Below are 26,566 nucleotides of genomic sequence, written 5' to 3'. Positions count from 1 at the left end.
TTATATTTTAAAACGTAAGATAGTTATGATGCCTTTGGGTGTATTGTTCCGGAATAGTATTGTTGCGTTGTATTTCTCAAGAATACTGATGGTAAGTGCCAAACCTGCACCAAGTCCCTGCTGTTCGTACTTTGATCGGTCGAACTGCCTGAATGAAGTGTAGGTAGACAGTTCTTCTGCCGCAATCGTATTCCCCGAATCAGCTACTATGATTTCATAATTATTCTCAGACCTATGTGTACTGATCTCTACTTTGCAGCCTTTTTCTGAAAACTTGAATGCATTTTCAATGATCTCATATAATGCGGTAAATAAGAGATTTGATTTTACCGGAAGTGCTATATCATCCAAATCTGCTACCACCAGGTCTTCCATCCTACCTGCTTTCTCAGCCAGTGATTGGCCGATCTGCATAATGGTATTCCGAACACCTTCACATATCGTATCAGTTATTTCTGCCTTATCCAGTTCTTTTACTTCGTATACTTTTCTCACTTTATCAAAAGTAGACTGAAGTCTTTCTGCACTGAGTGAAAGATAGTTGCAGAATTCACCCAACTGGGTATCATTGTATTTCTCTACGTTCTGGTGTATGAATTCAGACATAGCTTTAATACCATTCATTGGTGTATTAAATTCATGACCCAACATCAGCCTGATCAGATTTTCCAGGTCTTTGGTCTTCTCTTCAATTCTTTTCATAACCAGCTTCCTTTTATCCAGCCTGGTTTCAATAGCTTTGATGAGATCAGCGCTTTTAAAGGGCTTGAAAATATAATCGTCGGCACCCAGGTTCATTCCTGCCCTGATATCATCCGCCTGCACTTTGGCTGTAAGGAAAATAAAAGGCGTATCAAAATCGGGATGCTTACGCAACTCCTGCAACATCTCAAAGCCATCCATTTCCGGCATCATTACATCGCAAATAATCAGATCCGGCTTTTCAGTCAATGCTTTGGCAAGGCCCAGTTTGCCATTTTCAGCCACAATCACTTCATACCCATAATGACGCAAGATCTCCGCTATAGAGGCCCTGATGATCGTTTCGTCTTCTACCAACAATATCTTATCCATTGACTTTACTAATTAGGGGGAATTATGACTATTTTCGGAACCTGACCAGGAATGCCGATCCAAGGTTCTCGCAACTTTTCATTTGTATTTTTCCTTTACTCTTTTTAACAAACAGGTTTACAATCATTAAACCGAACCCTGTGCCCGTAACAGATCCAACATTTGGCCCTCGCACAAAAGGCTGAAAGATCTTAGCACGCTGGGTTTCCGGAATACCAATTCCATTGTCCACTACCAGCAGGCTCCAGGATCTTTTTGTAAACCGCAACCTGAGCTTCGGGGCTTCCTTATCCTGTGAATATTTGAATGCATTGCTGATCAAATTGCTCAAAATATGTGTCAGCATCAATTCATCAGCCATTACTTTCACTGGCTTACCTTTTACGGAGAAAACCAATGAACGGCCATCTGTCCACGGCGAGTACAAATCGTTGATCAGTTTTCTGACAAGCTCTTCTACATCCAATAGTACAGGAGAATGCGACAATTTTCCAGATTCGATCTTACTCAGGAAAAGAAACTCATTCATCAGTTGTGTCATCTTATCTACCTGATGAATGATCCGCTCCGTATACTTTGTAGTTCCGGTAGTGTCTTCCCCGGCTTTCCTCGCAACCAACATTTCTATCAGCTCTGTACTGGCAAGGATAACAGATAACGGCGTACGTAATTCATGCGAAACAAGACTAATAAAACCCGATTTCATTTCATTGACTCTTCTCTCTTCTGCAGCAATCCGCTTCAGTTTTCGCTCCACAATCAAGCGGGCCGTAATATCATTCAGAAATACCGCTACTCTTTTCTCCGTGGTATAATAGTTGCTGAAATTAGCCAGGTAATAACTGAATATCCGTTGTGCACCTGTATGGTCATTCAGGTAGATATAGGTAGCCGGCATATCCGACTTACCCTCTTCAATAAAAACCTGCAGATTCCGTAAAAAAGCATCCCATCCCTTCTTAATAAAACTTCCGATTTTCTGTGACCCGTATTCCTGTATCTGCAATCCTGTAAGTTCCTCCCACTTAGGGTTGGCATATTTGATCTGGCCGTTCATATTCAATGTCACGACTACCTGATCCATGGAATGCACCAGGTCTTTCAATGCCTGCTCTCTCTCCATCAGGTTCTCTTCCCGTTCTTTGATCCTGGTAATATTTACACCATACCCGATCACCTGATTCACTCGGCCATCCTTATCCAACAATGGATAGTAACGTCTGAGATTATGAACCTTTTTCCCGTCTTTCGAATAATTGGTTTCCTCAAACTCCACCATTTCTGCAGAATCCAATGCTTCCTTAAAAATACCTCTCCGGTAAACAGCCAGGTGTGATGGCCGATTGGTATGCCTGCAAAAATCAAAATCGTCCTTTCCAATCATCCAATGACGGATTTCATCATCCTGAACAGCCGTTTTATTCAAAAACAAATACTTATGATCCTTGTCGAAAATGGCAATATCTGCCGGAATGTTATTGAGTAACTGTTCGTAAAAAAATTTCTGTTCCTGGGTTTGTGTAAGAACGGACTTGATTTCATTAAAATTCTTATAAATCCATAAATGCCCTTTGTTTTCAGGATTGTCAAGTAAGGGTTTATAATCCCGATAGATAGACCTCCCATTCGCAAGTACGAGTTCTTCATTCAATACAGGCACTTTGCCCATATATATTTTCCTGATGCCATCCACAAAAGCTTCAGGGTTCTGGAAAAAATGCTTCGATGTTTCTGCCGACTTGGAACAATCAGCACCAATCAACAATTCAGGACTAAGCGGTATCTGGAACAATTCGCAAAACTGCTGGTTTACGAATACGATCTTGTTATCCAGTGTTTCAAACAATATGGCATGAGAAATATTATTGAGCAGATATTTCAGCCCAGTCAACTGTTTGACATCTGTATGTAATAAGTTTTGCTCCAAGATCAGAAATTAATCACGCATTCACGTAATTTATGAATCAACTGCTCTTTTACAACAGGCTTTTCCAGATAAGCGTTGATATGCTCACCCAATCCTTTCTCCAGAAAATCGTTATAAAAAGTACCGCTTACAACCATTGTTTTTACATTCCTGTATGTTTCGGCATTCTCGGCCATTTTTCTGATCACACCATACCCATCCAGAACAGGCATGTTCAAATCAAGCAACAGTACAGTAGCCGTATCCTTCAGTTCTCCCAAAGCATCAAGCGCTTCCCTGCCATTTTCAACCTCAACGATCCGTTTATTCAGGTGTTTCAGCATATTGGTTAATACGATCCGGTTAATGCAATTATCTTCTGCGATCAATATGGTATAATCAGTCTTTTGTTCTGGCATATCAGGCAATCGTTTATAATATAATATCCGATTGCCTGTTTGACAGCACTTTGGCAATCAGTTCTGATTTGGAATTAACCCCCATTTTGAAATAGATATTCTTGATATGATCGTTTACCGTAGCAAACGATATCTTGAGGATATTGGCCACTTCTTTATAGCTGAGCCCTTTTACCAATTGTTCAAGAACATCATTTTCCCTCCGGGTGAGCAACATATTTTTACCCTCCCGTACTGGCCTGTTACTGGCATTGATTCGATGAATCAGTTTTTCGGCTATCAATGGAGAAAGGGCGGCACCACCATTCTGGATGATATCAATCTGCTGACTGATCTCTTTCAATGAAAAAGGTTTCAGCAGGTAACCATCGGCGCCGCTGGTAATAGCTTCCCATACACTTTCCCGGGAGCTGTCACCGGTAATAACAACCAATTTAGTATCAGGGTACTTATTTTTAATAACAGAGATGGCTTTCAGGCCGGAAATACCCGGTAAGCCAATGTCGAGAAAAAGTACGTAAGGCCCCTCAGTATTATGATCGTAATGCATCAGCCATTTTTCCACACTATTGCATGAAAAAAGGATCCGCATAGTACTGTTCTGGGAAACGAATTCTTCAATACCAGTTCGTAAAGCCTGGTTGTCTTCAATAATACCAACTGTGATCATTCCTGCTCAATTTGATTTGCTTCTGAATAAATAAGTCTTGTAAACAAGTACACACACGACGTAGTGAAACGTATATAACGAATCCGTCAATGCATTACTTATTTTACAGGAATAAAGCAGGAAGTAAAGAAAATGATTAATTTTTGTTAATTACCCCCCTTAAACACGGGGATGAATTAAGGATAAACGTTTTCGGATGACAGCTTATCGCAATAATGATTAATCATTATCATTTATAAATACAAAATTACAACAACGGGATATTCTCACCTACAGAAAATAACAAAATCGGCAAAGAGTTATAAACAGTTTTATTATTTCATACGTATGCAATCGTTTGCGCTGTAGTGAATGCCTGATTATTTGTGGTATGAAGAGTAGCAAAATACAGGGGCCGCCAGTACCTTATTCATGTCGCCCCCCCCGGGCAATTTCGAGCACATGCAGCACCTGGGGAAAGAGGGCATCCATATATTCTACAGCCCCTTTTGTTGAGCCGGGAAGCGTTAAAACAAGCATTCCTTCCACAAAACCGGCAACACTTCGCGAAAGCATGGCATAAGGCATACGTTCCTGTCCGTAACGGCGGGCCTGCTCCATTATACCCGTAAGTTCCTTGTTCAGCATGGGCTGTATAATATCCGGGGTGATATCCCTTGGCGAAGCGCCGGTACCTCCTACAAACAACAGCAACTGAACTTCATTGCCGGCGTGGATGGTCACCTGTTCACGTATGGCATCAGCCTCATCAGGTATTACCCGGTATTCTGTGGTTTCAATAGCGAGTGCTTTCAGTTTTTCGATCACTGCCAAACCCGCTTTGTCTTCGGCTTTTTTCCGATATACAGAATCCGAGCAAACGATCACAGCCACTTTAATGGATTCACCAGCGGGTAACCGGTACTGCGATTTCCCTCCCTCCTTATGCAACAGACGGATCCGCTGGATCTCAATTGACCTGTCGATCGGTTTCAGCATATCATACAAAGTCAATGCTGCTACAGATGCCCCATGCATGGCTTCCACTTCCACTCCCGTTTTATACACTGTATGTACTTCTACCCGAACCTCCACAGTGAGCCCCTGTATCTCAAAACTCACCTGTGTGAATTCAACAGGCAGAGGATGGCAATCTGGAATCGTATCACTGGTTTTTTTTACAGCGAACAGGGCCGCTACTTTGGCAAACTCAAAAACATCTCCTTTGGGTACGGTCTTATTAACAATCGCATCAATGGTTTGCTGAGCGGATACCTGAACTGTGGCTGCTGCCACCGCTTTCCGCAGACTGTTTGATTTATGTGTGATGTTCACCATATCATTTGTTTTCTTTCCAGGCAGTGGTCTGGTTGTCCAGGATCTCTTTTCCCCAGATAGGCAACTGGAATTTGATCGCTTCCACCAGCTCTCCGCAGGCATCGATCGCCGCTTTCCGGTGTTGGGAAGATACAAAAACAAACAGGCAGATCTCACCTGCAGCCACGGTACCCAAACTGTGATAAACATGCATACAGGTAAGCGGATATTTGGCAAATAAAGATTCCCTTATCTCATGCATTTTTTCCAAAGCCATTTCGGTGTATGCTGTATAAGAAATAGCCCTAACCGTTCCCGCTTCTTTTACATCAGCACGAACCTGGCCCAGGAAAATACTATGCGCCCCGATAGCCGTTTGTGTGGCATGTTTCTGTATATCCTCCGCTATCTTTTGAGCGGGGATTGGGCCTTCCGTGAAGATATTTTTAACCTTATGCTCTTTCATATTTCCTGTTGATTGAAGTAAGCGGCCAATCCTCCTTTTAAACTATATACGGGCAGATTACGGCGTGTTTTGATCAGTTGTGCCGCATACACACTGCGTATCCCCTGGTGGCAGATTACACAGATCTCTTTTTCGGGAAGTGTTTCCAGCGATGCCTGCAGTTCAGACATGGGTATCTGCGCATCCGAGAAATCGATCCTGGGAAATTCATGCCGCTCCCGTACATCCAGCACAAATACATTGGGTTCCTGCAGCAAACGATTGAATTCGGCCACATTAATCTCCGGTATATCTTCTTCCCCGTCATCACACGCAAAGCTGTAATCCGCCTGCCTAAAAACAGCTTCCTCTATTTCCGTTACATCGGGATGAAATGACAATGCGATTTCATAGGATCTGGCCTGCCAAAAATCATAGTTATACAAACGTCCGTACAAGGTTTCACCCAATCCAGTAAGCAGCTTAACCGTTTCTGCCGCCTGCATAGTACCAACAATACCTGGCAATACGCCGATCACACCGGCCTCTTCGCAACTCTGTATCTCTCCCCTGGCAGGTGATACGGGGAACAGATCGCGATAGTTCAGTGAACGCCCCTTCTCTACCGGGAGGTTGAAGACCGATACCTGCCCCTGGTAACGTGATACCGCACCATACACAAAAGGTTTGTGCAATAACACGCAGGCATCGTTAATCATATATTTGGCCGCAAAATTATCAGTTCCGTCGATCACGATATCATAGGCGCCAATATGATCCAATGCATTCCGGTTACTTAGCTGAAAAGGGTACACAAAGAAGCTGATTCCCGGGTCCAGCAGTTTCATTTTTTCAGCCGCAACGGAAGCCTTGTTTTTACCGATATCGGATTCATTGAAGAGTAACTGGCGGTGCAGATTACTCATACTCACAGCATCTTCATCCATTAAACCGATGGTACCTACCCCTGCACCAACCAGGTATTGCAGGGCCGGACATCCCAGTCCACCCATACCAATGATCAATACTTTGGCGGCACGAAGTTTATCCTGTGCAGCCTGACCAAAACCTGGCAGGATTATCTGTCGTATGTAACGTTCATTATGCAACATATCATCCTCCGGAAAATGGCGGCATCAGGGCAACAATATCGCCGGATTGTAAAGATTCTGTTTGCTGTATCATACGCTGATTCACTGCTACAAAATACCGGGCCGAACGCAGAGCAGGATATTTCTCTATGAGATAAGTTTTCAGTTGATCCGTATCCGTAATATCTTCTACAATCAGCCTTCCCACCGTAGTAGCATCTGTTAATGATCCAAAAAATAAAATTTCAATCGCCATACACTTATTTTACAAAAAACAGTTTACCTGCTGCCAGTATTAACACGAATGCCAATATGTATTTCATGTTCTTTGCCCGCAGTTTCTCTGCACCCACATAAGCACCCAGCAAACCACCTGCCAATACAAATGCAATAATGGTATAGATCTGCGGACTGAGGTTGAATCCCGTTTTCAGCTGTCCGGCAATTCCCGCCATCGAATTTAAGAAGATAAAAATAGCGCTGATGGCAGCCGTTTGTTTTTGTGTAGACCAGCCCATCAATAATAACAGCGGAGAAAGCAGGATACCCCCTCCCATACCGATCATACCTGATACCAGGCCAATGACCGCCCCGATCGAAAACAATACATACCAGCGGGGAGCAGGTTTTACCGGCTGTTCAGAACTGGTCCATACCATCCGGATAATCGACAACAGCAACACCACTCCGAGCACTTGCTTATACAGCACTTCCGACACCTGCAATACACTTCCTAAATAAGCAAAAGGTATCGATGCTGCGATCAGGGGCCATAACAATTCCTTACGGAAATGCCTGGCCCGGTAAAATGAAATGAACGCCATCAGCGATACCATAACATTCAACAGCAGCGCAGTGGGTTTCATCACAGCCGCACTGAATCCAAGCAATGCCATTAAGGCCAGGTAACCACTGGCTCCGCCATGTCCTACAGATGCATATAAAAATGCCACCAGGAAAAACAATGCATATAAAAGGATCTCTTCCATATATTTTAGAGAAATGGGTGAACGATTACTTCTGTGCCTTTGGCAAAATAATGCTGGGTCTCCTCCAGCTCTATCCAGCAATTAGCCTGAACAAAAGCACTTAACTGGAATGACGCCTGCGCCTGCATCACACGTACTGTGCCATTTTCATAATATCCTTTGAGAAAAAAACTGAGCGCCGGTTTTTTCTCAAAGGGTTCTGCTAATGCAGCTATTACCGATTTTGCTGCTGCTACCCCTGACAATGCATGCAGCAATGGCCGCACATACTGATAAAAACAGGACAATACCGATGCCGGGTTACCAGGCAGGCCAAACACCCATTTACTTTCCGTGGTGCCAAAATACAAAGGTTTGCCCGGCCTTTGTTTTACACCATGAAACTGCTGAACCACACCCAAACGCATACATGCCTCCGCCACATGATCATAATCGCCCACGCTTACCCCTCCTGTAATAAGTACCAGGTCATGAATAGCCAAAGCCTGCGCAATCGTTGATTCGGTCTCTGCCAGGGTATCTTTGGTGTAACTTACGGTTATGTCTGAAATATGTAACTGCTGCAAACAAGCTCTCAGACCAAAGGAATTCGATTCATACACCTGACCGAAGGAAATGGGGGAACCCGGCTGTACCAGCTCATTACCTGTGATCACAATGGCAACCGACGGTTTCCTTATAACCGGAATTTCTGTAAGCCCCAGGCTTGCCATAAAGCCAATATGCATTGGCGCAATTTCTGTGCCTTTGGAAATCGCTACTGCTCTTTTGCTGATCTCGGAACCGGGCATACGGATATGACTGCCTGGTTCGATCTCTTTTTCTGCATTTATCCGGATCTGGTTCCCAATAACATTTACCCATTCTTTCTGCACAACCACGTCTGCACCTGCCGGTACGGGGCCACCCGTGAATACTTTGATGGCTTTACCCGGTTGCAACACCCGTTCATTCGAAGTGCCTGCAGGTAACTCATCCTGTATTTCCAGCAAAAACGCCTTATCGGCAACACGGATGGCATAACCATCCATGGATGACTGCGGAAAAGAAGGTATGGACAAAGGACTAATCATATCCTCTGACAGCACATATCCTATTGATCTGTCAAAAGGCAATAACACAGCCGGCAGTAACCTGCTCTGTGCTGAAACGATCTGCCTGGCTGCTGCTACCGATATCATAGTCTGCTATTTATCCGCCAATGGCGATCATACTCCGGTTATGTAAATGAGAGGTATCAATGGTAGTAAAATCGTTGGAAAACTGTCCACCCAGCTCTTTGTGTTTGGAGAGGATCGATTTTTCTATCAGTGCCAATACGTCTTCTCCATTACGCAAAGCCTGTAACAGGTCCGTTTCCTCTTCCGAGAACAGGCAGTTCTTGATCTTACCGTCTGCGGTAAGCCTGATGCGGTTACAGCTACTGCAGAAGGGAGCACTCATCGTGCTGATCACGGCAAAAGTTCCTGCATGACCCTCAACCCTGTACTTCTTACAGGTATCATGCACAGCATTTTCCAAAGGCTGTACCTCATACTTCGTTTGTGCCACTTCGAGTATTTCTTTCCAGGTAACCAGCTTATCGCTTTGCCATTTATTTCCATCAAAGGGCATGAATTCGATGAAACGGATATGCACCGGTTCATTCTCAGTCCAGGCAATAAAATCAAGGATCTCCCGGTCATTCAATCCTTTTACCACCACTACGTTCACCTTTACGGTAAACCCCCGGTCAAGCAGCAGCCTGATATTATCTTTCACCACCCGGAACTGGTTTCGCCTGGTCAGGATCGTGAAAGTATCTTCCTGTAAGGTATCCAGACTAATGTTAACAGAACGTACCCCGGCGGCAAACAGGTCGTCCACAAAATGATGCACCCGGGTACCGTTGGTGGTGATCGTTAATTCTACACCCAGTTCACCCAGCGACCGGATGATCGCTGCCGCGTCTTTTCTAACCAGCGGTTCTCCGCCTGTCAGACGGATCTTATTGACTCCCTGCGCCACAAAGATCTTTGCCAGTTCCAGTATCTCATCGGCCTGCATCAGCTGGCGCTGGGGCATGAATGCATATTCCTCTTCAGGCATGCAGTAAAAACAACGGAGATTACAGTTATCCGTCAGCGATATCCGCAGGTAAGTATGTATCCGTTGATGTGTATCTTTCAGCATGCGCTTATTTGATGGATGTACAATATTTTGAATAGTCTTCCGGTGTGTCAATATCCCGAACGCCTTCGGGAAAATCTACTACAGCCACATCACCGGAATGTGTTTGTAAGATAGGTTTCGCCCCCTTATCACCCGTAAGCTGTTTCAATTGATCAAAATAATCTTTTGTAAACAGTACTGGGGTTCCCTGTATTCCTGCGTAACCGGCGGCAATGATCCCTTTTTGGGTTTCCTTTTGTACCTGCAGCATATTGTGCAATAAGCTACGAGTAAGAAAAGGCTGATCGCTTACCAGGATCGCTACCTGTTCCAAGGCAGGTTCCTGCTGCAACAAATGCAAGAGTCCCCATCGTATCGATCCCGACATCCCTTCCTGCCACTGCAGATTCCGGACCACTTGCAGACCTTCTGTGGCAATAGCCGATAAGATCTCATCATGATAGTACCCCGTTACCAGGCAAATAGCTGCCGGTTCTAATGCCCTGGCCTCATCCAGCAGATGCGAAAGAATATTTCCCTTGCCGAAAGGCAGTAACATTTTGGGCTGCTGCATACGGGAAGCACTTCCTGCCGCTAATATCAGTATACCCGTTCTCATGAATCCCGGTAATGAATGGCTTCCTGTTTGCCGCGCAGGTGCAACGGCATCTTTTGCTGCATCACAGCCATGATCTCTGCCGCTATGGACAAAGCGATTTCAGCCGCTGTTTCTGCACCCAGGTCAATACCTGTTGGGCCATATATCCTGTCCAGAAACGCTTCCGTAAAAACAACCCCTTTTTGTTCCAGCTCATCCAGCATCCGCTTACGTTTAGCGGCAGGGCCCAACATGCCTACATAACATATGGCAGTAGCGGGTAACTGCTGTAACATTTCTAAGTCATAGTTATAGTTATGCGTCATGAGTACCACTGCTGTTCGTTCATCTATCTCCAGCTGCTTAGCAGCTTCCTTTGGTTTGCCAACGATCAATGAATCGACCATGGAAAAACGTTGCCTGGTTGCATGAGAGGCCCTCCCGTCTACCACTGTGGTTTCCCAGCCCAGGTTATGGGCGATAGTAGCCAGCGGTATTGCATCATTACCTGCGCCCACTATGACAAGGGCAATGGAGGGATGACAGTATTCCACAAAAAAATGCTGCTGGTTCTCCGATACTGTTAATTCTATATGTGTTGAACATGCTGCTGCAAATACTTCGGCTACCACTGCACTAAGCTGGGGTTGTACCAGTGACGGGAGTTCTTCCACCCTGCGTGTACCCAGGTGCTCCCCTTGGTTCACCGAATAGGCCGTAACCAGTACATAAGGTCTGCGCTCGGCAATCACAGATCGCAAAATAGCAATGGGATTCTCAGGATCTCCTGCATGGATGGGTTCAAAGAGTATAGAAACTATTCCGTTGCAACCCAACTGTATGCCCAGTTTGGCATCGTCCTCGTCGGTGGTATCGTAAACAACCAGTTTATTTTTTACCTGGGTGATGGCCAGTACTGCTTTCCGCAAAGCATCCCCTTCCAGGCAGCCACCACTGATAGCACCGGTCAGCTGCCCGTCTTCGGTAACCAGCATGCGGGCACCGGGCCTGCGGTAGGAGGAACCTGACACATGGACCACAGTAGCCAATGCCGTTTTTTTATGCATACGGTCAGCTTCATCAAAAGCATGTACGATGTCTTTGATCTCTTTCATGAAAAGATGCAGGAACTATTGTCTTGCTTTTTTTACCTGCGCAGGCGTTACCGCTTTTACCGATTTGTTACCCCAGCTGTTATAGGTGTAATTCAAAATATCCGCTACCTGCTCGTCCGTTAGATAATCTAATGGCATCATCGGGGTATTGTAGCTGACCCCGTTTACTGTGATCTCACCGTTCTGCCCTTTCAACAGGATGGCGATGATCGAATTAACAGGTTGCTTTTTCAGGTAGTCGGCTTTGGCCAGCGGAGGAAAAGCACCTTCTACCCCTTTGCCGTCTGCCATATGACAATTCTGACAATACGTAACATACAACTCCTTTCCACGTGCCACACTCTTAGGCAGGTCATACGACTGAACGAAAGCTGAGCCACCGATCATCAACAATAAAAGGACACTGCCTGCAACAATTTTTTTCATCATGTATTTTCTTCTATCGTCAAACAATTTTATTGATATCAAATGGCAAACGACGGATCCGTTTTCCCGTTGCCGCATAAATGGCATTACACAGAGCCGGTGCAAATGGCGGTAAACCTGGTTCACCCACACCTTTGATACGCGGACCTCCATTGGCCAGTATATGCACTTCCACTTTTGGCATTTCGTTAATGCGTATCAGCTGGTTATTATGGTAATTAGTCTGCACGGTCTGACCGTTCTCAAAAGTAATCCCGCCTTTCACCGCGGCAGTCAAAGCCATTACCGCAGCACCCTGCACCTGCGCTTCCACTGTATCTGGATTGACAACAGTACCGAGATCGATCACCGCATATACTTTTTCAATTTTGATACCGGTTCCTTTCTTAGATACTTCTACTACGAATCCGCCAAGGCCCGCAAAAAATTCATACTGCGCCACCCCACGTCCCCATCCTGCTGGCAGCGGTTTGTCCCAATGAGATACTTCCTTCAATTTATTCAGTACGTTTTTGGTATCAGACTCTTTTGTCAGCATTCCTAAACGGAAAGCCATCGGGTCTTTTTTTGCTTTCACGGCCATTTCATCTATGAAACATTCATGCGAAAACGCCAGCGTAGTGCTGGTTACTGCACGCCATGCAGCCAAAGGAAGATGCAGGTAATGATGCACATACAGGTTCTTCATGTTCGCTATCTCATACTTCTGTTCACTGATACCTTCTGTCATCGTACCGTCTGCCTTGGTCTTGTCATAGTCTTTACGCATGTCCAGCGTGGGTGAAATCACTTTGTGCTGGAAGGCAATGGCTTTACCATCGGCAGACAATGCCCCCTTCATGGCCGAGAAAGTCATAGGTCGGAAAGGTCCCATCCGGGTATCGTCTTCTCTGGTCCAGATAGATTTTACCGGACGCCCGATCTTTTTGGTCAACTGTACCGCTTCATGCACGTAATCAGGATAGAGTCTTCTGCCGAATCCTCCCCCATTGAACATAACATGTATTTTCAATTTTTCGGGGGCTATGCCATAAGTCTTGGTAAAATCATCCATAATCCTTCCCGGCACTTGTGTAGAGGTCCAGATCTCCAGCGAATCATCTTTCCAGCTGGCCACGCAGTTCATGGGTTCTATCGGTGAATGCGACACGATGGGTGTCTCATAAAAAGCTTCCAGTTTCACCGGAGCTTCCGCGAATGTTTTATCAAAATCACCCTGACTGTGTTCCACAGCACCCTCTTGTTTAGAAGCGTCGCGCAAACTCTGTTCGTAGGATTTGGAATTGAACTTATCATTTCCCTGGTAGTCCCAAGTCACTTTCAATGCTTTCCTTCCCTGTAAAGCAGCCCAATAGGTCTCTGCAATAACGGCCACGCCTTCGGAACGGTATACACCATGTATCCTTTCGCATTTTTCTACCGCTACTACACCTTTTACTTTTTTGGCAGCACTATCATCATAGCTCACAAGTTTGGAACCCAGTACGGGGCAGCGCTCAATGGATGCATACACCATGCCCGGCACAGACACATCGATACCGAACTGCGCCGTTCCGTTCACTTTCAGTGGCACATCGGGTCTGGGAGTGGATTTACCCAATATGGTAAAGTCTTTGGGGTCTTTCAAACGGGGTTCTTTCGGAACCTCCACTTTGGCAGCCGCTTCGGCCAGTTCACCGTAGCCCAGGCTTTTGCCTGATGGTTTGTGAAACACTTTTGCATCCGAAGCATAACATTCCGATGCCGGAACATTCCATTGCGTTGCTGCCGCAGTAATCAGCATTTCGCGAGCCGATGCACCCACTTTACGTAAACTGGTATAACTGGTGCGTACCGATGCTGAACCACCCGAAAACTGGGCACCACCAAATTTCTTTTCGCCGCCGGTATGCTGAATAGTCACTTTGTCAAGCGATACTTCGAGTTCTTCTGCGATCAATGCCGGGATCGACTGAAAGGTACCCTGCCCGATCTCAGGTTTGGTATTGAAGATGGTGATCTGACCGCTTTTCTCTATCAAGACATAAGGGGTCAGTTCAAAGGATTCTCCGGCAGCAGCCAGGTTCTCTACGGTAGCGACCCCGTCAGCATGGGCAGAAAGACCCAATACCAATCCGGCGCCGGTGATACCGGTTAAACGGAGAAAATTCCTGCGATCTATATTCGTAAGTTGATTAGCCATAAGATTGCGTTTGAAGTTGAAGTTTAGGATTGGATCAGTTCTGATGCACGGTGAATGGCACTGCGAATACGCTGGTAGGTACCACAGCGGCAAAGATTACCCTGCATGGCCGCATCAATATCGGCATCTGTAGGCTTGGGTTTGTTCTTCAGTAAAGCCGTAGCGCTCATGATCTGGCCCGACTGGCAATAACCGCATTGCGGCACCTGCAGCTCGATCCAGGCTTTTTTTACCGCTTCGCCGATGCGTTCGGACAGGCCTTCAATAGTAGTGATCTTTTTACCTACTGCAGCAGATACAGGGAAACTACAGGAGCGGACAGGGTTACCGTCTACATGAACCGTACAGGCTCCGCATTGGGCCATGCCGCATCCAAACTTGGTACCGGTTAACCCTACCATATCCCTGATAGCCCAAAGCAGGGGCATTTCCGGACTGGCATCAACCTCATAAGACTGGTTATTGATTGTTAGCTTGATCATAAAAAAGGTTTTAGCAGGAACACATTCGCTTATAAAATTAACACTTGGAACAGGAAATTTATCAAAATTATCGGGCATTCGGAAGATGAATTTCCTGCTTTGTGCAAAAAATAACGCTTATCCCTATTTTTCCGAAGCAACTTACTTAACAGGTTGTAACAAGGATCCCGGCATTTCGTTGATTTCCGCTTGCCGGCTGCCAAAACGGCCTTACTTTCGCGCCATCAACCGGCAAATTATGAACTACGAAGAACTGGTAAGGAACCACGCTGCTGAAATGATCGAAAGACTGGTAACCTGGGCGGTGAACACCGATGCGGTGGATATTCATTTCGACTACCAGGATAATGACCAGTGGGCCATTCTGACCATGCACGTGTATGAAGAAGACAAAGAGATCTCTCTACGCCTGCATCCCAACGACCTGTACGACCTCTACTTTGGTTATTACGATGATGAAGATGAGTTCTTCGAGATCATACATGTATTAACCGACAAGGAAAAAGAAAGCATTCCCGAAGCTTTGAAAAAGCTGATGAAACATGTGCTGGATAAAGAGGAAGGCATGCGTATTCCGGGAAATTTCCTCTCGGGGAAATGATTCCGGTCAGCTGATCCGTCTGCGGGTACTAACGGTTCCGGATGAGCCGGAGTATTCTGTCGTATGAGACCGCGTAGTGTATCATCACAAACAATAGGAAAAAAGAGTACAGCCTGCCGGCATCCAGCTGGTACAACATCCTGGCCGCGGTGCTGAAAAAAAGGATCTCGATCAGTAAGCGGGTGATACCGTTCACCCGCACCAGGGTTTTCCCCGATTCTCCCTCTACCCTGAAGATAGCCCAGGCGGCTGCGGCCACGGCGGGGTACAAGACCACGGCCAGCCATTGATAAATACCCTGATGAAATACCCAGGCCCAGGTGGCAATAATGCATAAGCCCGCCAGCTCCAGGATAAAACGCAGCGCCAGGTTAAAGGGATGATTGCTCATACAGGATCAGGGATTGGATTGGATTGTTTTGCTAATATAACAAAGAGATCGCTTTAGTGCTGTCAGCTTTACCAGAATACAGTATACAATGCGGCCAGTATTCCCAATATGATCACGGAACCGATAACAAAACCGGTATTTACCCGGAACCATTTCGGGTCCACTTCTATGATGGCTTTCTCATTTTCCTTCTGCGGGAAGCACCAACTAATGAGGACCATCACAACCGCCACTGTTACAAAAGTAATCGTCATCCTGTCGAGAAAAGGATAATCAGGGAACCAATCATTTGTCCATACCGGCAGGAATTTCAAAACAGTAGAAACCGGGATTGTCAACAATGCGCCTGCCATGGCCGCCTGAGCTGTAGTTCTTTTCCAGAAAAAACCCAGCAGGAAAATGGCCAGTACCCCCGGCGACACAAAGCCCACATATTCCTGGATGAATTGATACGCCTGGTCGAGCGAGCGGAGTGCCGGTGCCACCAGTGCCGCTGCGATCATGGATACCAATACCGCCCAGCGGCCCACCCTGACGAGTTTCTTTTCTGAAACATCTTTATTAATGAACTTACGGTAAATATCAAGTGAAAAAATAGTAGCAATACTGTTGGCCTTGCCTGCCAGTGAAGCCACGATGGCGGCCGTTAATGCAGCAAAAGCAATCCCTTTTAAGCCCGCAGGCAACAGGTTCATCAGCGTGGGATAGGCATGATCCGGTTTAATCACACCCCCGTCGCTCATTTCCTGCTGAAACAGGCCTTTCTGATGCAAGACATACATCGTGATTCCCGGCAATACCGCGATCACCGGAACCAGGAGTTTTAAAAAAGCGGCGAATAAGATCCCTTTCCGGGCCGTAGGCAGATCAGCACCCAATGCCCGCTGCACGATGTATTGGTTGCAGCCCCAGTAAGCCAGGTTATTGACCAGCATACCTCCGATCAGAACCGACAGACCCGGCAATTCCTTGTAATAGGGATCCCCTTTTTGAAAGATCATATGAAAATGGGTAGGTGCTTCCTTACGCAATACAGAAAGCCCTTTCAGGATATCGCTTCCATAACCGTAATGTTCAGATAACAGCGACAATGCGAGATAAGTGGTCACCAATCCACCGATGATCAGTACCAACACCTGTATCACATCCGTATAACCGATCACTTTCATACCCCCCACAGTTACAATGATCGCGAACACACTTACCCCGGCCACACACCAGAAAAAACTGATCTCCGAAATGGAAGAGATGGCCAGCGCACCGAGATAGATGATGGATGTGAGGTTCACAAACACATATACCAGTAACCAGAACACCGCCATGATGGTGCTAACTTTATCGTTATACCTTTTGGCCAGGAACTGCGGCATGGTATAGATACGGTTCTTCAGGTACAGGGGAATAATGAACACCGCCACCACAATCAGGGTAGCAGCCGCCATCCACTCATAAGTGGAAATAGCCAGTCCGAGTGCAAAACCCGAGCCCGACATCCCGATGAAATGCTCTGCAGAAATATTGGAAGCGATCAGCGAGGCGCCAATGGCCCACCAGGTAAGCGAACCCTCTGCCAGAAAAAATTCTTTGGAACTGGTATTGACCGATTTCTTTTTACGGTAAACATACACACCATAAGCGGTCACCACAATGAAATACAGAAAAAATACAATATAATCAGCGATATGTAATGTATGCATAAGCAGCAGGTTGGCGCAAAAATAGGCTTAATTGATCTTGATATCGATGATCCTTTGCGGCAACCAGACCTGCATCTGCCCGGCCCCGCGGTTGTTCCAGGTATAATAGGGAACGGCAGTGATCTTTTTTCTTTCCGTCTTGATATTGTCTCCTCCCGGTAATACAGTCAGCACAGTGGCTTCGGTCTGCAAGCCAATTACAGGTTCGGCAAGCACCTTGTAAGGAATAGCTTGTACAGACGCGTTTTTCGGTAATACCAGGTTCATGGCCCGGCCCTCATTATCGGCACCTTCCACGCAATACACCAACGGACCTCTTTGCAGGGCCACCCTTTCTCTATTGGCTTTCACTTCTTCCCTGCTGTACACACGCCTGAACTCCATCGGAAAAGACACCGTCAGTTTATCACCCGGCGCCCATTCGCGGTCGATGACCAGATAGCCATTCTCCAGTTGATATTTTACCCGCTGGTTATTCACGCTGACCACTGCAGCAGCAGGTTGCTGTGCATCATACGTATACAAGCCCCCAGGCACGGCTTCCCCTGATACCCATCCCGGATAACGGACCCGTACAGCAAAAACTGTTTTCTTTTTGGGCGATACATGAATATCCATGTTTCCCTCCCATGGATAATTGGTTTGTGTGCGGATATTGACTTCCTGGCCTTTCAGCGGAATAGCTGTCTGGCTTCCTACAAATAAATTCACCCAGATACTATTCTCGTTATAACCATAAATGTAATCGCCCAACGATTCCAGCAGCCTGGCAATATTTGATGGACAACAGGCTGTACCAAACCAATCCCTTCTGGCCTGTTTGCCATTGGAGGCCAGTACATTGCCATAAAAGAATTGATTGCCCGCCAGTGAAATACCATCCAATGCGCCGTTATATAAACTCTTCTCCAGTACATCTATGTATTTTGCATCTCCTGTCAGCATACCCATCCGCTGGTTCCAGAATACCATTCCTACGGATGCACAGGTTTCACAATAGGCATTTTCATTGGGCAGGTCATAATCTACCGAGAACCCTTCATTACTGCCGGAAGAACCGATCCCCCCGGTGATGTACATATTGCGGTATACCACATCTTCCCAAACCGTTTTCATCGCATGCATGTATCCTTCATCTCCGGTCAAAGCCGCCACATCCGCAGCGCCGGTATACAGGTACATGGCCCGCACCGCATGACCGGTGATCTCTCGCTGTTCCTTCACAGGTTTGCTGTCCTGCGCGTAAGCGGTGTCCTTCCAGTCTGTCCAGGTGTATCCTACCGCTTTTTTCTGTCCGCGTTCGCTCAGTAGCCAGTCTGCCAGGTTCAGGTATTTTTTCTGGTTGGTGGTCTTATACAATTTTACCAAAGCCAGTTCCAGTTCCTGGTGCCCGGTCACCCAATCCCGTTTACCCGGACCGAACAGGGAATCAAAATGGTCTGCAAAACGGATAGCCACATCCAATAGTTTTCTTTTGCCGGTAGCATCGTAATAGGCAACTGCGGCTTCTATGAGGTGGCCGCCATTATAGTCTTCATGCATGCTCATATCTGTCCAGCGCTTTTCCGGGAACTGGAGACTGTAATATGTGTTGATATAACCATCAGGCAATTGCGCCGCTGCGATCAGGTCGATCCACTCATCCGCTTTTTTCTCCAGAGCTGCATCAGGATGGTTTTTTAAAGAGTAGGCGATCGCTTCCAGGGCTTTGAATACATCTGAATCATCATAGAAGATCCCCTGGAACTTACCCTGCTTTTTGCCGGCTGCGATCTCAAAATTGCGGATACGGGGTGTTTTTACTTCTGTCTGGTCGATACACACCGGGATAGTGACCGTTGATACTTTCTCCAGTTTCGGACGCCAGAAATCATCGGTGATCCGAACCTTAGAAAAATTAACGGCCTGGTATTGCTGTAAAACACGCTGGGCCTGAACCGTTATCCCACACAACAGCAAGCCCGCTATCAGGCAATTCCGATAGAAAGTAAACAACATGGCAGTAGTTTTGTTAGTAACAAGATAAGCTAAATCGGGTTGCTGTTACAGGCCTTTTTCAGAATGGATTTTTTAGGAAACCCGACCGTAGCTGACTATATCAACAACAATAGCAACTACTACCATTTATATAAAAACAGACCCATTGATTCCGGAAACCTGTAATTTTCTTATATCGTAACCTTACCACATTAAATAATAAAAAACCACACTATGAAAAGAACAACCTTTCTCAAAACTGTTGTACTGAGCTTTGCCTTGTCCTGCATCAGCACCCTTAGCTGGTCGCAGGCCAGTCCTGCAGCCACTGCCACCGGCACCATCCATGGCGCCAATATCACCATCAGGTACAGCAGTCCTTCCGTAAAAGGCCGCCAGATCTGGGGAGCATTGGTACCTTATAACAAGGTATGGCGCGCCGGAGCCAACCAGGCAACCATCCTGGAAACAGATAAAGACATCACCGTTGAAGGCAAGAAACTGCCGGCTGGTAAATACAGCATCTATGCCATCCCCGGAGAAACAGAATGGACCATCATCGTGAATGCTCAAACTGGTCAGTGGGGTATCACCCGCCAGGGTGAGACCACAGCTGATCCGGCCAAAGACGTATTTCGTGTAACAGTGAAACCGAAGAAATCAGCCAGCATGAACGAGCGTTTGGTGTATAACATCAACGACAAAGGCTTCGTACTGAGCTGGGAGAACCTGGATGTGCCCGTACACATCAAATAAGCCGAAAAATTGCTAACCGGGCCTGCTGTTTCCCAACAGCAGGCTCTTGATGTAACAAACCCTGAACGCAGGGAGTAAGTCTGCTGATCAAAACAATACCTATGACAGTATTTTTTATAGAACACCTGTCAGGATACAGCAGGCTGCGTAAACAATAAAATCTTTATCTTTCCGGAAAATAGTAACCAATGAAAAAAATATTAGCGGGAGTCAGTTTTCTTCTTTTTGTGGGTCTGACAACAGCACATGCCCAGACACAAAACACTTCATCCACCCAGGCTGTGATGACATTTACAGCCGACACGTATGATTTCGGCACCATTCCACAAGGCACACCGGTGAACCATGTATTCACTTTCAAGAATACCGGCAAAGAGCCTCTGGTTATCACGTCTGTTACGGCTTCCTGTGGTTGCACCACGCCCGAATGGCCTAAAGAACCTGTAAAACCAGGTGGCACTGCTTCTATCAAAGCCATTTACAATGCAGCATCCATGGGACCTTTCACCAAAACAATCACGGTGGTTTCCAACGCCAGTCCCAACCAGAAAGTGCTGGTGATCAAAGGCGAGGTAAAAGCACAGACCGCTACAACTGCAGCTGCTCCCGTACAACAGGCAGCTCCTAATAAGCACTAAATTTCTTATCTACATATAAAAAAGACCCTGGGGCAGATTCTGCTTCGGGGTCTTTTTTATATGTATAAGTCAACCGCTTTTAACAGTATCTTAATAAGCTTCTGGCAACGTTTTTGGTCTATGAAGTTTCTTGTGAATAAGAAACCGAACCATATGCAACCCTTACTCAACGGTATCCAGAAAATACTGAAACAAAAACTGAATATTTCTTTTACACCCATTAGTCCCGCAACGGATCTGAAGAAGGACCTGGAACTGGTTGACTGGGAAATGCAATACCTGCTGAATGCGGTAGAAAACAAATGGCATGTATCCATTGCACAAAACGAGCAGGAAAACATCGGCAATGTGGAACAGTTGCTGGCAGCTGTCAGAAAACAGCGATTGAGCTGAGATCTTTTCTGTATGCCGATTAACCCGGCAGAATACCGATATTGGTGTTAGTTTTGTAACCCATGTCGCTATACATCACTTCTCTTAACTCGGGCAGCAACGGTAATTGCTATTATGTAGGTAACGGCCAGGAAGCAGTGCTGATAGACGCAGGCATCTCCTGCCGTGAAACAGAGAAAAGGATGAAACGGCTGGGGCTGGAAATGGCACAGGTAAAAGCCATTTTCGTTTCGCATGAACATGGTGACCATATTACCGGGATACCTGCACTATCCAAAAAATTTCGTTTACCTGTTTATATCACAGCAGCCACTTATTCCAACAGTCATATTCCCATTGAGGCCGACCTGATCCGGCATTTTCAGCCCCATGACACTATCGGTATTGGAGATATGGCCATTACGGCTTTCCCAAAATTTCATGATGCTGCCGAACCGCATAGTTTCCTGGTCAGTTCCAGCGATGTGAACGTAGGCGTATTCACCGACCTGGGGATTGCCTGTGAACAGCTGATCCGACATTTCAAACAATGTCATGCTGCTTTTCTCGAAGCCAATTATGACGTGAATATGCTCGAAAAAGGCAATTATCCTTATCACCTCAAAAAGCGCATCAGTGGCGGACAGGGACATCTTTCCAATGAACAGGCTTTAGAACTTTTTCTGCAGCACAGACCCGCTCATATGAGCCACCTGGTATTGGCGCATCTTTCCAAGAACAACAACCATCCCAAGCTGGTGGAAGATCTGTTTCAGCAGCACGCAGGTAATACACGGATCGTGGTGGCTTCCCGCTACCAGGAAACAGAAGTATATCATATACAGGCGCATGGAACTGCACAGGTCATACGGCAAACCAAAGCTCCTGCATCATCACAGGTACAGCTTTCGCTGTTCTGATCACCGCAGAAAAAAACCTCCCGGAGGAGGCTTTTCACTATGGTTATTTGATACTGATCAATTGGTCGGGGCTACCGGTCCTTTGCGGATGGCTTTGGTAGGCGTTGGCCACAGAACAGGTTTGCCGGTACGGTCATTGGGCAATACCGCCTTATCCCTGGGGAAGGTATTCGGGTCTTCACAAGCCATATACACCAGGATAGCGGTGAGTAATGCGTTATTGCGCAGGTCATCAAATACCACTTTATCGTAGGTGTCGCGGTTGGTATGCCAGGTATAGTTGAAATAAGACCAGTTCAGTGCACCCAATGAAAAACCAGGGGCACCCACTGCCACAAATGAAGCAAAATCAGAGCCACCACCACCGGGTGTTCCCGGAAAATTGGTTTTAATGGAGTCGCGCATGTTTTTGGGAACCGCAGACAACCAACGCGTCAGATACTCCCCTGCATGCTGGAAACCCTGCCCGGAAATATTCACAATACGGCCTGTACCATTATCCTGGTTGAACAAGGCCTGCAGTTTGGCAACGATTTCCGGATGGTCTTCCACAAAAGCACGTGAGCCATTCAACCCCTGCTCTTCACTGCCCCAATGCCCTACCAGTATGGTCCTTTTGGGATGGGGGTATACTTTCTTCAGGATACGCAAAGCTTCCATCATGGTAAGTGTGCCCGTACCGTTATCGGTAGCGCCGGTACCACCATCCCATGAATCGAAATGCGCGGAGAGCATCACATATTCATCCGGTTTTTCTGTACCCCTGATCTCTGCAAGGGTATTGTAAGCGGGCACAGTACCCAGCTCTTTCGAATCGGTACGTACACTGATCTTCGGATGATCGCCCGATTCTACCAAACGGTACAGCAATCCGTAGTCTTCCAGTGCTATGTCCACGGTAGGTATGCTGGATGTATAAGCACTGAAGATCTTGTTCACACCGAAACCCTGCGACCAGTTACTGCCCACCACACCTGCCGCTCCGGCTTTCTCCAGGATGATGGGTAACATGCGCACAGAGTGCCCTGTTTTTTTAATGCGTTTTGCCCAGGCTTCCGTCTGTTCCTGCCGGGTAGCTTTCAGTTTGTCGAACGATTCTTTGGTACCGAATTCCTGCCAGTTCTGATCGGGTCTGCCGGTGGGTTGCTGCATGGATACCATCACAAATTTGCCTTTTACATTGGGCAGCCACTGTGCAAAAGCCAGCGAATCAACCAGGTCTGGCAGGATGATCAACTCCGCAGTGATAGCTTTGCCTTTGGTAGAAGGGCTCCAGGCCAACTGGGTGCCTTCCAGGCTTTTTACCCAGGGAGCGATCATGTCTATATGACTGATGCCTCTTTCCCATCCTTTCCATTCGCCCCATTTTTCATTCCGGGCAGGAATACCCCAACCGGTATACTTTTCAACCGCCCAATCGTTGGCACGTTTCATCTGCGGGGTACCCACCAAACGGGGACCGATCCTATCTAATAATTCATGGGCCAATGGTTCAAGCTGGGAGTTCGTGTTGCCTTCTTTCAGGATCTGCTCAACCACAGACTCCTGCGACTGGGCAAGAACCGGGGTGGTATTCAGCACAAAACTCAGCATACAAAACCCGGCCAGGTACCTGACGAGGCCGAAACGCAGTAAAGAATGAGAGGTTTTCATGTGACCAATGTATTAAAACATTGGTAAGCAACCGAATAATTGGGATAAACGTGCGAAACCGGCTTTTTAGCCGCCCAACACCTGAAAATAACAATATGTAGTTTTTACCCTACAAATAATCAATTATTCATTACCCTAAAATCAAAAAATGCCTGATAGGTGCAAAAAAGAATACTTAGTTACTTTATGGTATCACATTAAGCAAAGAACCCTGTTCTGGCCATAATGAGAGTAACATCTAAGAATCCTTTGTAAAGATCTAAACTGACCGGCCAGTTCATCCAAGACGTAACCGGTCTTATTCCTTGAAAACCCCCTGTAGCGGGATGCTACACGAGCTTTGTAGGACGAACAACTTCTACAAAGCTTTTTTTATGCCGGTAAGTGCCGGCAATCAATATACCAGATACAGCGATACTGCAACCGAATGGCTACTGATCAAAGTCATTGCATCAAAAGAGACGTTATTTAAGAGAACAGTGGCTTCATCACCGGGTTTTCTTTCAGCTCTTCCAGGTTTTCTACACTCAACGGTTTGCTGATGAACTGTGCCACCACGGGGTATTGTTTTGCCAATGCAAAATCTTCGGGGTCGATGGTGGATGAAAGGATAACGATATGCGTGTTCGGCAATTTATCACGAAAGCGGGGATCGTATTCCTGGAGGAATTCCCAACCATTCATTACCGGCATGTTAATGTCCAGCAGGATCAGTTCCGGAGCCGCCGCCGAAGGGTCCGCTACTTCAGAAAATAATTTTTCAAAATATTCGAGTGCTTCACTGCCATCTATCACGGTATCCACATCCAATGCAAAACCTGTCCGCTTCAGCAGCAGTTGGGAGATCGTCAGAGAGATCGTATCATCATCAACGCAAAGTACTTTTTTGAGCATTGGTTCTTCGTTTGAAACATTAGCAGGCCCGGACAATCATTCGTACCTGGCAAAGATGCATCTTTCAGGAAAACGAAATGAATTCTTTTTACCTGCAGCGAAGGTAATTGATATCTTGTAAGTACAGGGTAAGCGGGACAAAAACTATGCCGCCGGTTTACATTTCAATTAAACATCATGCATCTGCCCTTACTGCCCGGGTAGAAAAAAATAGTTCAGTGCATCTTCTCCCTGGTATTCGACCAGTCTGTCCTTTTTAAAAATGGCTACGCGATAACCCAGCTCCCGCATCAACTGCATGCATAACGTGCGTTTGGCATCATTCCAGAGTTCGGCATACACAAGAGGCCTGTGACGCCGCAACAGTTCCACTCCTCCAAGCAGTACATAGTATTCATAATTCTCAACATCTATTTTAACCGCACTGATCCTTTGCACTTGCTGCAGCACAGGATGATCGTCGAGTGTAGCCACCGGTACCTCAAATGCCCCGGGCGGATAGGCTCCTGCCGGTCCCTGCCATACATAACTCAACCCATGCATATGGCTTTTTTCACGGGTGGGGCTTACCATGGTCAGTGTTCCGTTGGTATTACCCAGGGCCGTTTCACATATGGTTATATTACGAAGGCCGAAGAGCCCCACTAATCTTCGAACCGTCCTTACATTCATTGGTACCGGCTCAAATGCATACACCCGGCACTGTGGAAACTGCTGGGCCAGCAGCACCGTCATGGTGCCTATATTGGCACCAATATCCAGTAATATCCCCTCTCCCCGTATCAGCTGCATAAAGAACCTGAATTCTGGCTGATGACCCAGGTAGCGGGTTCGGAAAACCTGGATCCGGGCAAACACAAAAAGATAATGCTCTAAACCGAGCAATTGCTGACACCAGCCGCGGATTCTGTCTTTAAGCATGCGAAAAATTGACCTGTTAAAAATAAAACAGAACCAGCTGTTTTCAACGATTCATTGTAAATTCAAGGTATGGGTTACTGTTGAAACAGCACCTTGAAAAGATACGCAACACAAAACATCCGTTACTAAGGTAGTCATCAAAATATAAAAGATCGATACATGCGATTAGCCAATAAAGTTGCTGTAATCACCGGCGGTGCAGCTGGTATCGGATTAGCAACTACCGAATTATTCCTCAAAGAAGGGGCCGCAGTCGCCATCTGGGACATTACCGCATCCGGAAAGGAACTCGCTGACAAATTACTTGCAGAAGGACATAAGGTATTGTTCCGGCAGGTATCCGTAACAGACAGGCAACAAATAACCGATGCCGCTGCTGACACAATCGGCCAGTTCGGTAAAATAGATGTCCTGATCAACAATGCCGGTATCACCAAAGACAAAACGCTGCTTAAGATGGGGCAGGATGATTGGGAACAGGTACTCGCAGTCAACCTGACCGGTGTGTTCAACTGTACGCAGATCATTGCCGAACACATGAAACAAAGAGGGTATGGACGAATCGTATCCGCTTCTTCTAATGTGGGACTGAGAGGAAATTACGGGCAAACGAATTATGTGGCTACCAAATCGGCCATTATCGGCATGACCAAAGTGTGGGCGCTGGAACTAGGTAAATTCGGCATCACTGCCAATTGCATTGCCCCGGGTTTTATAGAAACACAGATGACCCAGGCCATACCTGAAGAAGTAAAACAAAAAATGATCCCTTTGATCCCTGTGGGGCATTGGGGTAAACCACTGGATATCGCCTACGGTTATCTATACCTCGCATCTGATGAAGCTGCTTATGTCAATGGTATCTGCTTAACGATAGATGGGGGGAGTGCGAGGTGATTATT

The 26,566-nt window shown here is 46.4% G+C and carries 28 protein-coding genes; 6 read left to right on the top strand and 22 right to left on the bottom strand.

What is annotated here, in order from left to right:
• The 16 genes from ACH3Y6_RS11155 to ACH3Y6_RS11080 all read right to left on the bottom strand — a co-directional run bounded on the left by ACH3Y6_RS11155 (position 1) and on the right by ACH3Y6_RS11080 (position 14,844).
• Positions 1 to 1,074, bottom strand: coding sequence for a hybrid sensor histidine kinase/response regulator (locus ACH3Y6_RS11155; protein ID WP_490835690.1), 1,074 nt, complete (start codon positions 1,072 to 1,074; stop codon positions 1 to 3).
• Between the two features lie 28 nt (positions 1,075 to 1,102).
• Complete coding sequence (locus ACH3Y6_RS11150; RefSeq protein WP_490835689.1) at positions 1,103 to 3,001, bottom strand: sensor histidine kinase; 1,899 nt, start codon at positions 2,999 to 3,001, stop codon at positions 1,103 to 1,105.
• 2 nt (positions 3,002 to 3,003) lie between these two features.
• Entirely contained in the window at positions 3,004 to 3,399 is a 396-nt protein-coding gene (locus ACH3Y6_RS11145) for a response regulator (protein ID WP_490835688.1), read from the bottom strand.
• Between the two features lie 13 nt (positions 3,400 to 3,412).
• Entirely contained in the window at positions 3,413 to 4,069 is a 657-nt protein-coding gene (locus ACH3Y6_RS11140) for a response regulator (RefSeq protein ID WP_490835687.1), read from the bottom strand.
• A 405-nt stretch (positions 4,070 to 4,474) separates the two neighbouring features.
• On the bottom strand, positions 4,475 to 5,386 hold the full coding sequence (gene moaCB, locus ACH3Y6_RS11135) for a bifunctional molybdenum cofactor biosynthesis protein MoaC/MoaB (protein WP_490835686.1): 912 nt from the start codon (positions 5,384 to 5,386) through the stop codon (positions 4,475 to 4,477).
• Position 5,387: 1 nt separating this feature from the next.
• Positions 5,388 to 5,831 (bottom strand): molybdenum cofactor biosynthesis protein MoaE, encoded by a 444-nt coding sequence (locus tag ACH3Y6_RS11130; protein ID WP_490835685.1) that lies wholly within the window; start codon positions 5,829 to 5,831, stop codon positions 5,388 to 5,390.
• A complete protein-coding gene (locus tag ACH3Y6_RS11125; RefSeq protein ID WP_490835684.1) occupies positions 5,828 to 6,922 on the bottom strand; it encodes a ThiF family adenylyltransferase in 1,095 nt (364 codons plus the stop codon). The genes ACH3Y6_RS11130 and ACH3Y6_RS11125 overlap by 4 nt, the downstream gene beginning before the upstream one ends.
• A 1-nt stretch (position 6,923) precedes the next feature.
• Positions 6,924 to 7,157, bottom strand: a complete 234-nt coding sequence (locus ACH3Y6_RS11120; RefSeq protein WP_490835683.1) for a MoaD/ThiS family protein — start codon at positions 7,155 to 7,157, stop codon at positions 6,924 to 6,926.
• A 4-nt stretch (positions 7,158 to 7,161) separates the two neighbouring features.
• Positions 7,162 to 7,890 carry a sulfite exporter TauE/SafE family protein gene (locus tag ACH3Y6_RS11115; RefSeq protein ID WP_490835682.1) on the bottom strand — a complete coding sequence of 243 codons (729 nt, stop codon included), beginning with the start codon at positions 7,888 to 7,890 and terminating at the stop codon, positions 7,162 to 7,164.
• 5 nt (positions 7,891 to 7,895) lie between these two features.
• Positions 7,896 to 9,071 (bottom strand): molybdopterin molybdotransferase MoeA, encoded by a 1,176-nt coding sequence (locus ACH3Y6_RS11110; protein WP_490835681.1) that lies wholly within the window; start codon positions 9,069 to 9,071, stop codon positions 7,896 to 7,898.
• A 10-nt stretch (positions 9,072 to 9,081) separates the two neighbouring features.
• Entirely contained in the window at positions 9,082 to 10,062 is a 981-nt protein-coding gene (gene moaA / locus ACH3Y6_RS11105; RefSeq protein ID WP_490835680.1) for a GTP 3',8-cyclase MoaA, read from the bottom strand.
• Between the two features lie 4 nt (positions 10,063 to 10,066).
• Entirely contained in the window at positions 10,067 to 10,660 is a 594-nt protein-coding gene (locus ACH3Y6_RS11100) for a nucleotidyltransferase family protein (protein ID WP_490835679.1), read from the bottom strand.
• Complete coding sequence (locus ACH3Y6_RS11095; RefSeq protein WP_490835678.1) at positions 10,657 to 11,754, bottom strand: XdhC family protein; 1,098 nt, start codon at positions 11,752 to 11,754, stop codon at positions 10,657 to 10,659. The genes ACH3Y6_RS11100 and ACH3Y6_RS11095 overlap by 4 nt, the downstream gene beginning before the upstream one ends.
• 15 nt (positions 11,755 to 11,769) lie before the next feature.
• Complete coding sequence (locus ACH3Y6_RS11090; protein ID WP_490835677.1) at positions 11,770 to 12,183, bottom strand: c-type cytochrome; 414 nt, start codon at positions 12,181 to 12,183, stop codon at positions 11,770 to 11,772.
• Positions 12,184 to 12,199: 16 nt separating this feature from the next.
• Entirely contained in the window at positions 12,200 to 14,362 is a 2,163-nt protein-coding gene (locus tag ACH3Y6_RS11085) for a xanthine dehydrogenase family protein molybdopterin-binding subunit (protein ID WP_490835676.1), read from the bottom strand.
• Between the two features lie 23 nt (positions 14,363 to 14,385).
• On the bottom strand, positions 14,386 to 14,844 hold the full coding sequence (locus ACH3Y6_RS11080; RefSeq protein WP_490835675.1) for a (2Fe-2S)-binding protein: 459 nt from the start codon (positions 14,842 to 14,844) through the stop codon (positions 14,386 to 14,388).
• A gap of 238 nt (positions 14,845 to 15,082) precedes the next feature.
• Between ACH3Y6_RS11080 and ACH3Y6_RS11075 the strand changes: the two genes are divergently transcribed.
• The gene (locus ACH3Y6_RS11075) at positions 15,083 to 15,445 is read left to right on the top strand and encodes a hypothetical protein (protein WP_490835674.1); all 363 of its coding nucleotides are present in this window, start codon (positions 15,083 to 15,085) and stop codon (positions 15,443 to 15,445) included.
• Between the two features lie 28 nt (positions 15,446 to 15,473).
• Here the strand turns inward: ACH3Y6_RS11075 and ACH3Y6_RS11070 are convergent, their stop codons facing one another.
• The 3 genes from ACH3Y6_RS11070 to ACH3Y6_RS11060 form a co-directional block, all read right to left on the bottom strand.
• Entirely contained in the window at positions 15,474 to 15,836 is a 363-nt protein-coding gene (locus ACH3Y6_RS11070; protein ID WP_490835673.1) for a YrdB family protein, read from the bottom strand.
• Positions 15,837 to 15,904: 68 nt separating this feature from the next.
• The gene (locus tag ACH3Y6_RS11065; protein ID WP_490835672.1) at positions 15,905 to 17,533 is read right to left on the bottom strand and encodes a sodium/sugar symporter; all 1,629 of its coding nucleotides are present in this window, start codon (positions 17,531 to 17,533) and stop codon (positions 15,905 to 15,907) included.
• A 27-nt stretch (positions 17,534 to 17,560) separates the two neighbouring features.
• Complete coding sequence (locus tag ACH3Y6_RS11060; protein ID WP_490835671.1) at positions 17,561 to 19,531, bottom strand: glycoside hydrolase family 127 protein; 1,971 nt, start codon at positions 19,529 to 19,531, stop codon at positions 17,561 to 17,563.
• A 213-nt stretch (positions 19,532 to 19,744) separates the two neighbouring features.
• On the opposite strand from ACH3Y6_RS11060, the gene ACH3Y6_RS11055 reads away from it, so the two are divergent.
• From ACH3Y6_RS11055 to ACH3Y6_RS11040, 4 genes are all read left to right on the top strand, one after another.
• Positions 19,745 to 20,266, top strand: a complete 522-nt coding sequence (locus ACH3Y6_RS11055; RefSeq protein WP_490835670.1) for a DUF2911 domain-containing protein — start codon at positions 19,745 to 19,747, stop codon at positions 20,264 to 20,266.
• Between the two features lie 188 nt (positions 20,267 to 20,454).
• On the top strand, positions 20,455 to 20,904 hold the full coding sequence (locus ACH3Y6_RS11050) for a DUF1573 domain-containing protein (protein WP_490835669.1): 450 nt from the start codon (positions 20,455 to 20,457) through the stop codon (positions 20,902 to 20,904).
• 153 nt (positions 20,905 to 21,057) lie between these two features.
• Complete coding sequence (locus ACH3Y6_RS11045) at positions 21,058 to 21,297, top strand: acyl carrier protein (RefSeq protein WP_490835668.1); 240 nt, start codon at positions 21,058 to 21,060, stop codon at positions 21,295 to 21,297.
• A 62-nt stretch (positions 21,298 to 21,359) separates the two neighbouring features.
• Positions 21,360 to 22,196, top strand: a complete 837-nt coding sequence (locus ACH3Y6_RS11040) for an MBL fold metallo-hydrolase (protein ID WP_490835667.1) — start codon at positions 21,360 to 21,362, stop codon at positions 22,194 to 22,196.
• A gap of 57 nt (positions 22,197 to 22,253) precedes the next feature.
• Here the strand turns inward: ACH3Y6_RS11040 and ACH3Y6_RS11035 are convergent, their stop codons facing one another.
• The 3 genes from ACH3Y6_RS11035 to ACH3Y6_RS11025 all read right to left on the bottom strand — a co-directional run bounded on the left by ACH3Y6_RS11035 (position 22,254) and on the right by ACH3Y6_RS11025 (position 25,664).
• Positions 22,254 to 23,849, bottom strand: a complete 1,596-nt coding sequence (locus ACH3Y6_RS11035) for a M20/M25/M40 family metallo-hydrolase (protein WP_490835666.1) — start codon at positions 23,847 to 23,849, stop codon at positions 22,254 to 22,256.
• Between the two features lie 468 nt (positions 23,850 to 24,317).
• Positions 24,318 to 24,743: a response regulator gene (locus ACH3Y6_RS11030; protein WP_490835665.1), complete on the bottom strand. Its 426-nt coding sequence runs from the start codon at positions 24,741 to 24,743 to the stop codon at positions 24,318 to 24,320.
• 189 nt (positions 24,744 to 24,932) lie between these two features.
• The gene (locus tag ACH3Y6_RS11025; RefSeq protein ID WP_490835664.1) at positions 24,933 to 25,664 is read right to left on the bottom strand and encodes an FkbM family methyltransferase; all 732 of its coding nucleotides are present in this window, start codon (positions 25,662 to 25,664) and stop codon (positions 24,933 to 24,935) included.
• Between the two features lie 159 nt (positions 25,665 to 25,823).
• On the opposite strand from ACH3Y6_RS11025, the gene fabG reads away from it, so the two are divergent.
• Positions 25,824 to 26,561 (top strand): 3-oxoacyl-ACP reductase FabG, encoded by a 738-nt coding sequence (gene fabG / locus ACH3Y6_RS11020; protein ID WP_490835663.1) that lies wholly within the window; start codon positions 25,824 to 25,826, stop codon positions 26,559 to 26,561.
• The last annotated feature ends 5 nt before the right edge of the window (positions 26,562 to 26,566 follow it).

Source organism: Sediminibacterium sp. FW305-C-269 (assembly GCF_058231045.1).
This window is presented reverse-complemented; position numbering and strand designations above follow the sequence as displayed.

What these genes read in the sequence shown, in the direction of transcription:
- ACH3Y6_RS11030 (WP_490835665.1), bottom strand. Translation starts at nt 24,743, where the DNA reads ATGCTCAAAAAAGTACTTTGCGTTGATGATGATACGATCTCTCTGACG.
- ACH3Y6_RS11110 (WP_490835681.1), bottom strand. Translation starts at nt 9,071, where the DNA reads ATGATATCGGTAGCAGCAGCCAGGCAGATCGTTTCAGCACAGAGCAGG.
- ACH3Y6_RS11080 (WP_490835675.1), bottom strand. Translation starts at nt 14,844, where the DNA reads ATGATCAAGCTAACAATCAATAACCAGTCTTATGAGGTTGATGCCAGT.
- moaA (WP_490835680.1), bottom strand. Translation starts at nt 10,062, where the DNA reads ATGCTGAAAGATACACATCAACGGATACATACTTACCTGCGGATATCG.
- ACH3Y6_RS11145 (WP_490835688.1), bottom strand. Translation starts at nt 3,399, where the DNA reads ATGCCAGAACAAAAGACTGATTATACCATATTGATCGCAGAAGATAAT.
- ACH3Y6_RS11070 (WP_490835673.1), bottom strand. Translation starts at nt 15,836, where the DNA reads ATGAGCAATCATCCCTTTAACCTGGCGCTGCGTTTTATCCTGGAGCTG.
- ACH3Y6_RS11060 (WP_490835671.1), bottom strand. Translation starts at nt 19,531, where the DNA reads ATGTTGTTTACTTTCTATCGGAATTGCCTGATAGCGGGCTTGCTGTTG.
- ACH3Y6_RS11045 (WP_490835668.1), top strand. Translation starts at nt 21,058, where the DNA reads ATGCAACCCTTACTCAACGGTATCCAGAAAATACTGAAACAAAAACTG.
- ACH3Y6_RS11100 (WP_490835679.1), bottom strand. Translation starts at nt 10,660, where the DNA reads ATGAGAACGGGTATACTGATATTAGCGGCAGGAAGTGCTTCCCGTATG.
- ACH3Y6_RS11095 (WP_490835678.1), bottom strand. Translation starts at nt 11,754, where the DNA reads ATGAAAGAGATCAAAGACATCGTACATGCTTTTGATGAAGCTGACCGT.
- ACH3Y6_RS11090 (WP_490835677.1), bottom strand. Translation starts at nt 12,183, where the DNA reads ATGATGAAAAAAATTGTTGCAGGCAGTGTCCTTTTATTGTTGATGATC.
- ACH3Y6_RS11085 (WP_490835676.1), bottom strand. Translation starts at nt 14,362, where the DNA reads ATGGCTAATCAACTTACGAATATAGATCGCAGGAATTTTCTCCGTTTA.
- ACH3Y6_RS11130 (WP_490835685.1), bottom strand. Translation starts at nt 5,831, where the DNA reads ATGAAAGAGCATAAGGTTAAAAATATCTTCACGGAAGGCCCAATCCCC.
- ACH3Y6_RS11125 (WP_490835684.1), bottom strand. Translation starts at nt 6,922, where the DNA reads ATGTTGCATAATGAACGTTACATACGACAGATAATCCTGCCAGGTTTT.
- ACH3Y6_RS11140 (WP_490835687.1), bottom strand. Translation starts at nt 4,069, where the DNA reads ATGATCACAGTTGGTATTATTGAAGACAACCAGGCTTTACGAACTGGT.
- fabG (WP_490835663.1), top strand. Translation starts at nt 25,824, where the DNA reads ATGCGATTAGCCAATAAAGTTGCTGTAATCACCGGCGGTGCAGCTGGT.
- ACH3Y6_RS11040 (WP_490835667.1), top strand. Translation starts at nt 21,360, where the DNA reads ATGTCGCTATACATCACTTCTCTTAACTCGGGCAGCAACGGTAATTGC.
- ACH3Y6_RS11025 (WP_490835664.1), bottom strand. Translation starts at nt 25,664, where the DNA reads ATGCTTAAAGACAGAATCCGCGGCTGGTGTCAGCAATTGCTCGGTTTA.
- ACH3Y6_RS11155 (WP_490835690.1), bottom strand. Translation starts at nt 1,074, where the DNA reads ATGGATAAGATATTGTTGGTAGAAGACGAAACGATCATCAGGGCCTCT.
- ACH3Y6_RS11050 (WP_490835669.1), top strand. Translation starts at nt 20,455, where the DNA reads ATGAAAAAAATATTAGCGGGAGTCAGTTTTCTTCTTTTTGTGGGTCTG.
- ACH3Y6_RS11035 (WP_490835666.1), bottom strand. Translation starts at nt 23,849, where the DNA reads ATGAAAACCTCTCATTCTTTACTGCGTTTCGGCCTCGTCAGGTACCTG.
- ACH3Y6_RS11065 (WP_490835672.1), bottom strand. Translation starts at nt 17,533, where the DNA reads ATGCATACATTACATATCGCTGATTATATTGTATTTTTTCTGTATTTC.
- ACH3Y6_RS11055 (WP_490835670.1), top strand. Translation starts at nt 19,745, where the DNA reads ATGAAAAGAACAACCTTTCTCAAAACTGTTGTACTGAGCTTTGCCTTG.
- ACH3Y6_RS11120 (WP_490835683.1), bottom strand. Translation starts at nt 7,157, where the DNA reads ATGGCGATTGAAATTTTATTTTTTGGATCATTAACAGATGCTACTACG.
- ACH3Y6_RS11075 (WP_490835674.1), top strand. Translation starts at nt 15,083, where the DNA reads ATGAACTACGAAGAACTGGTAAGGAACCACGCTGCTGAAATGATCGAA.
- ACH3Y6_RS11115 (WP_490835682.1), bottom strand. Translation starts at nt 7,890, where the DNA reads ATGGAAGAGATCCTTTTATATGCATTGTTTTTCCTGGTGGCATTTTTA.
- moaCB (WP_490835686.1), bottom strand. Translation starts at nt 5,386, where the DNA reads ATGGTGAACATCACACATAAATCAAACAGTCTGCGGAAAGCGGTGGCA.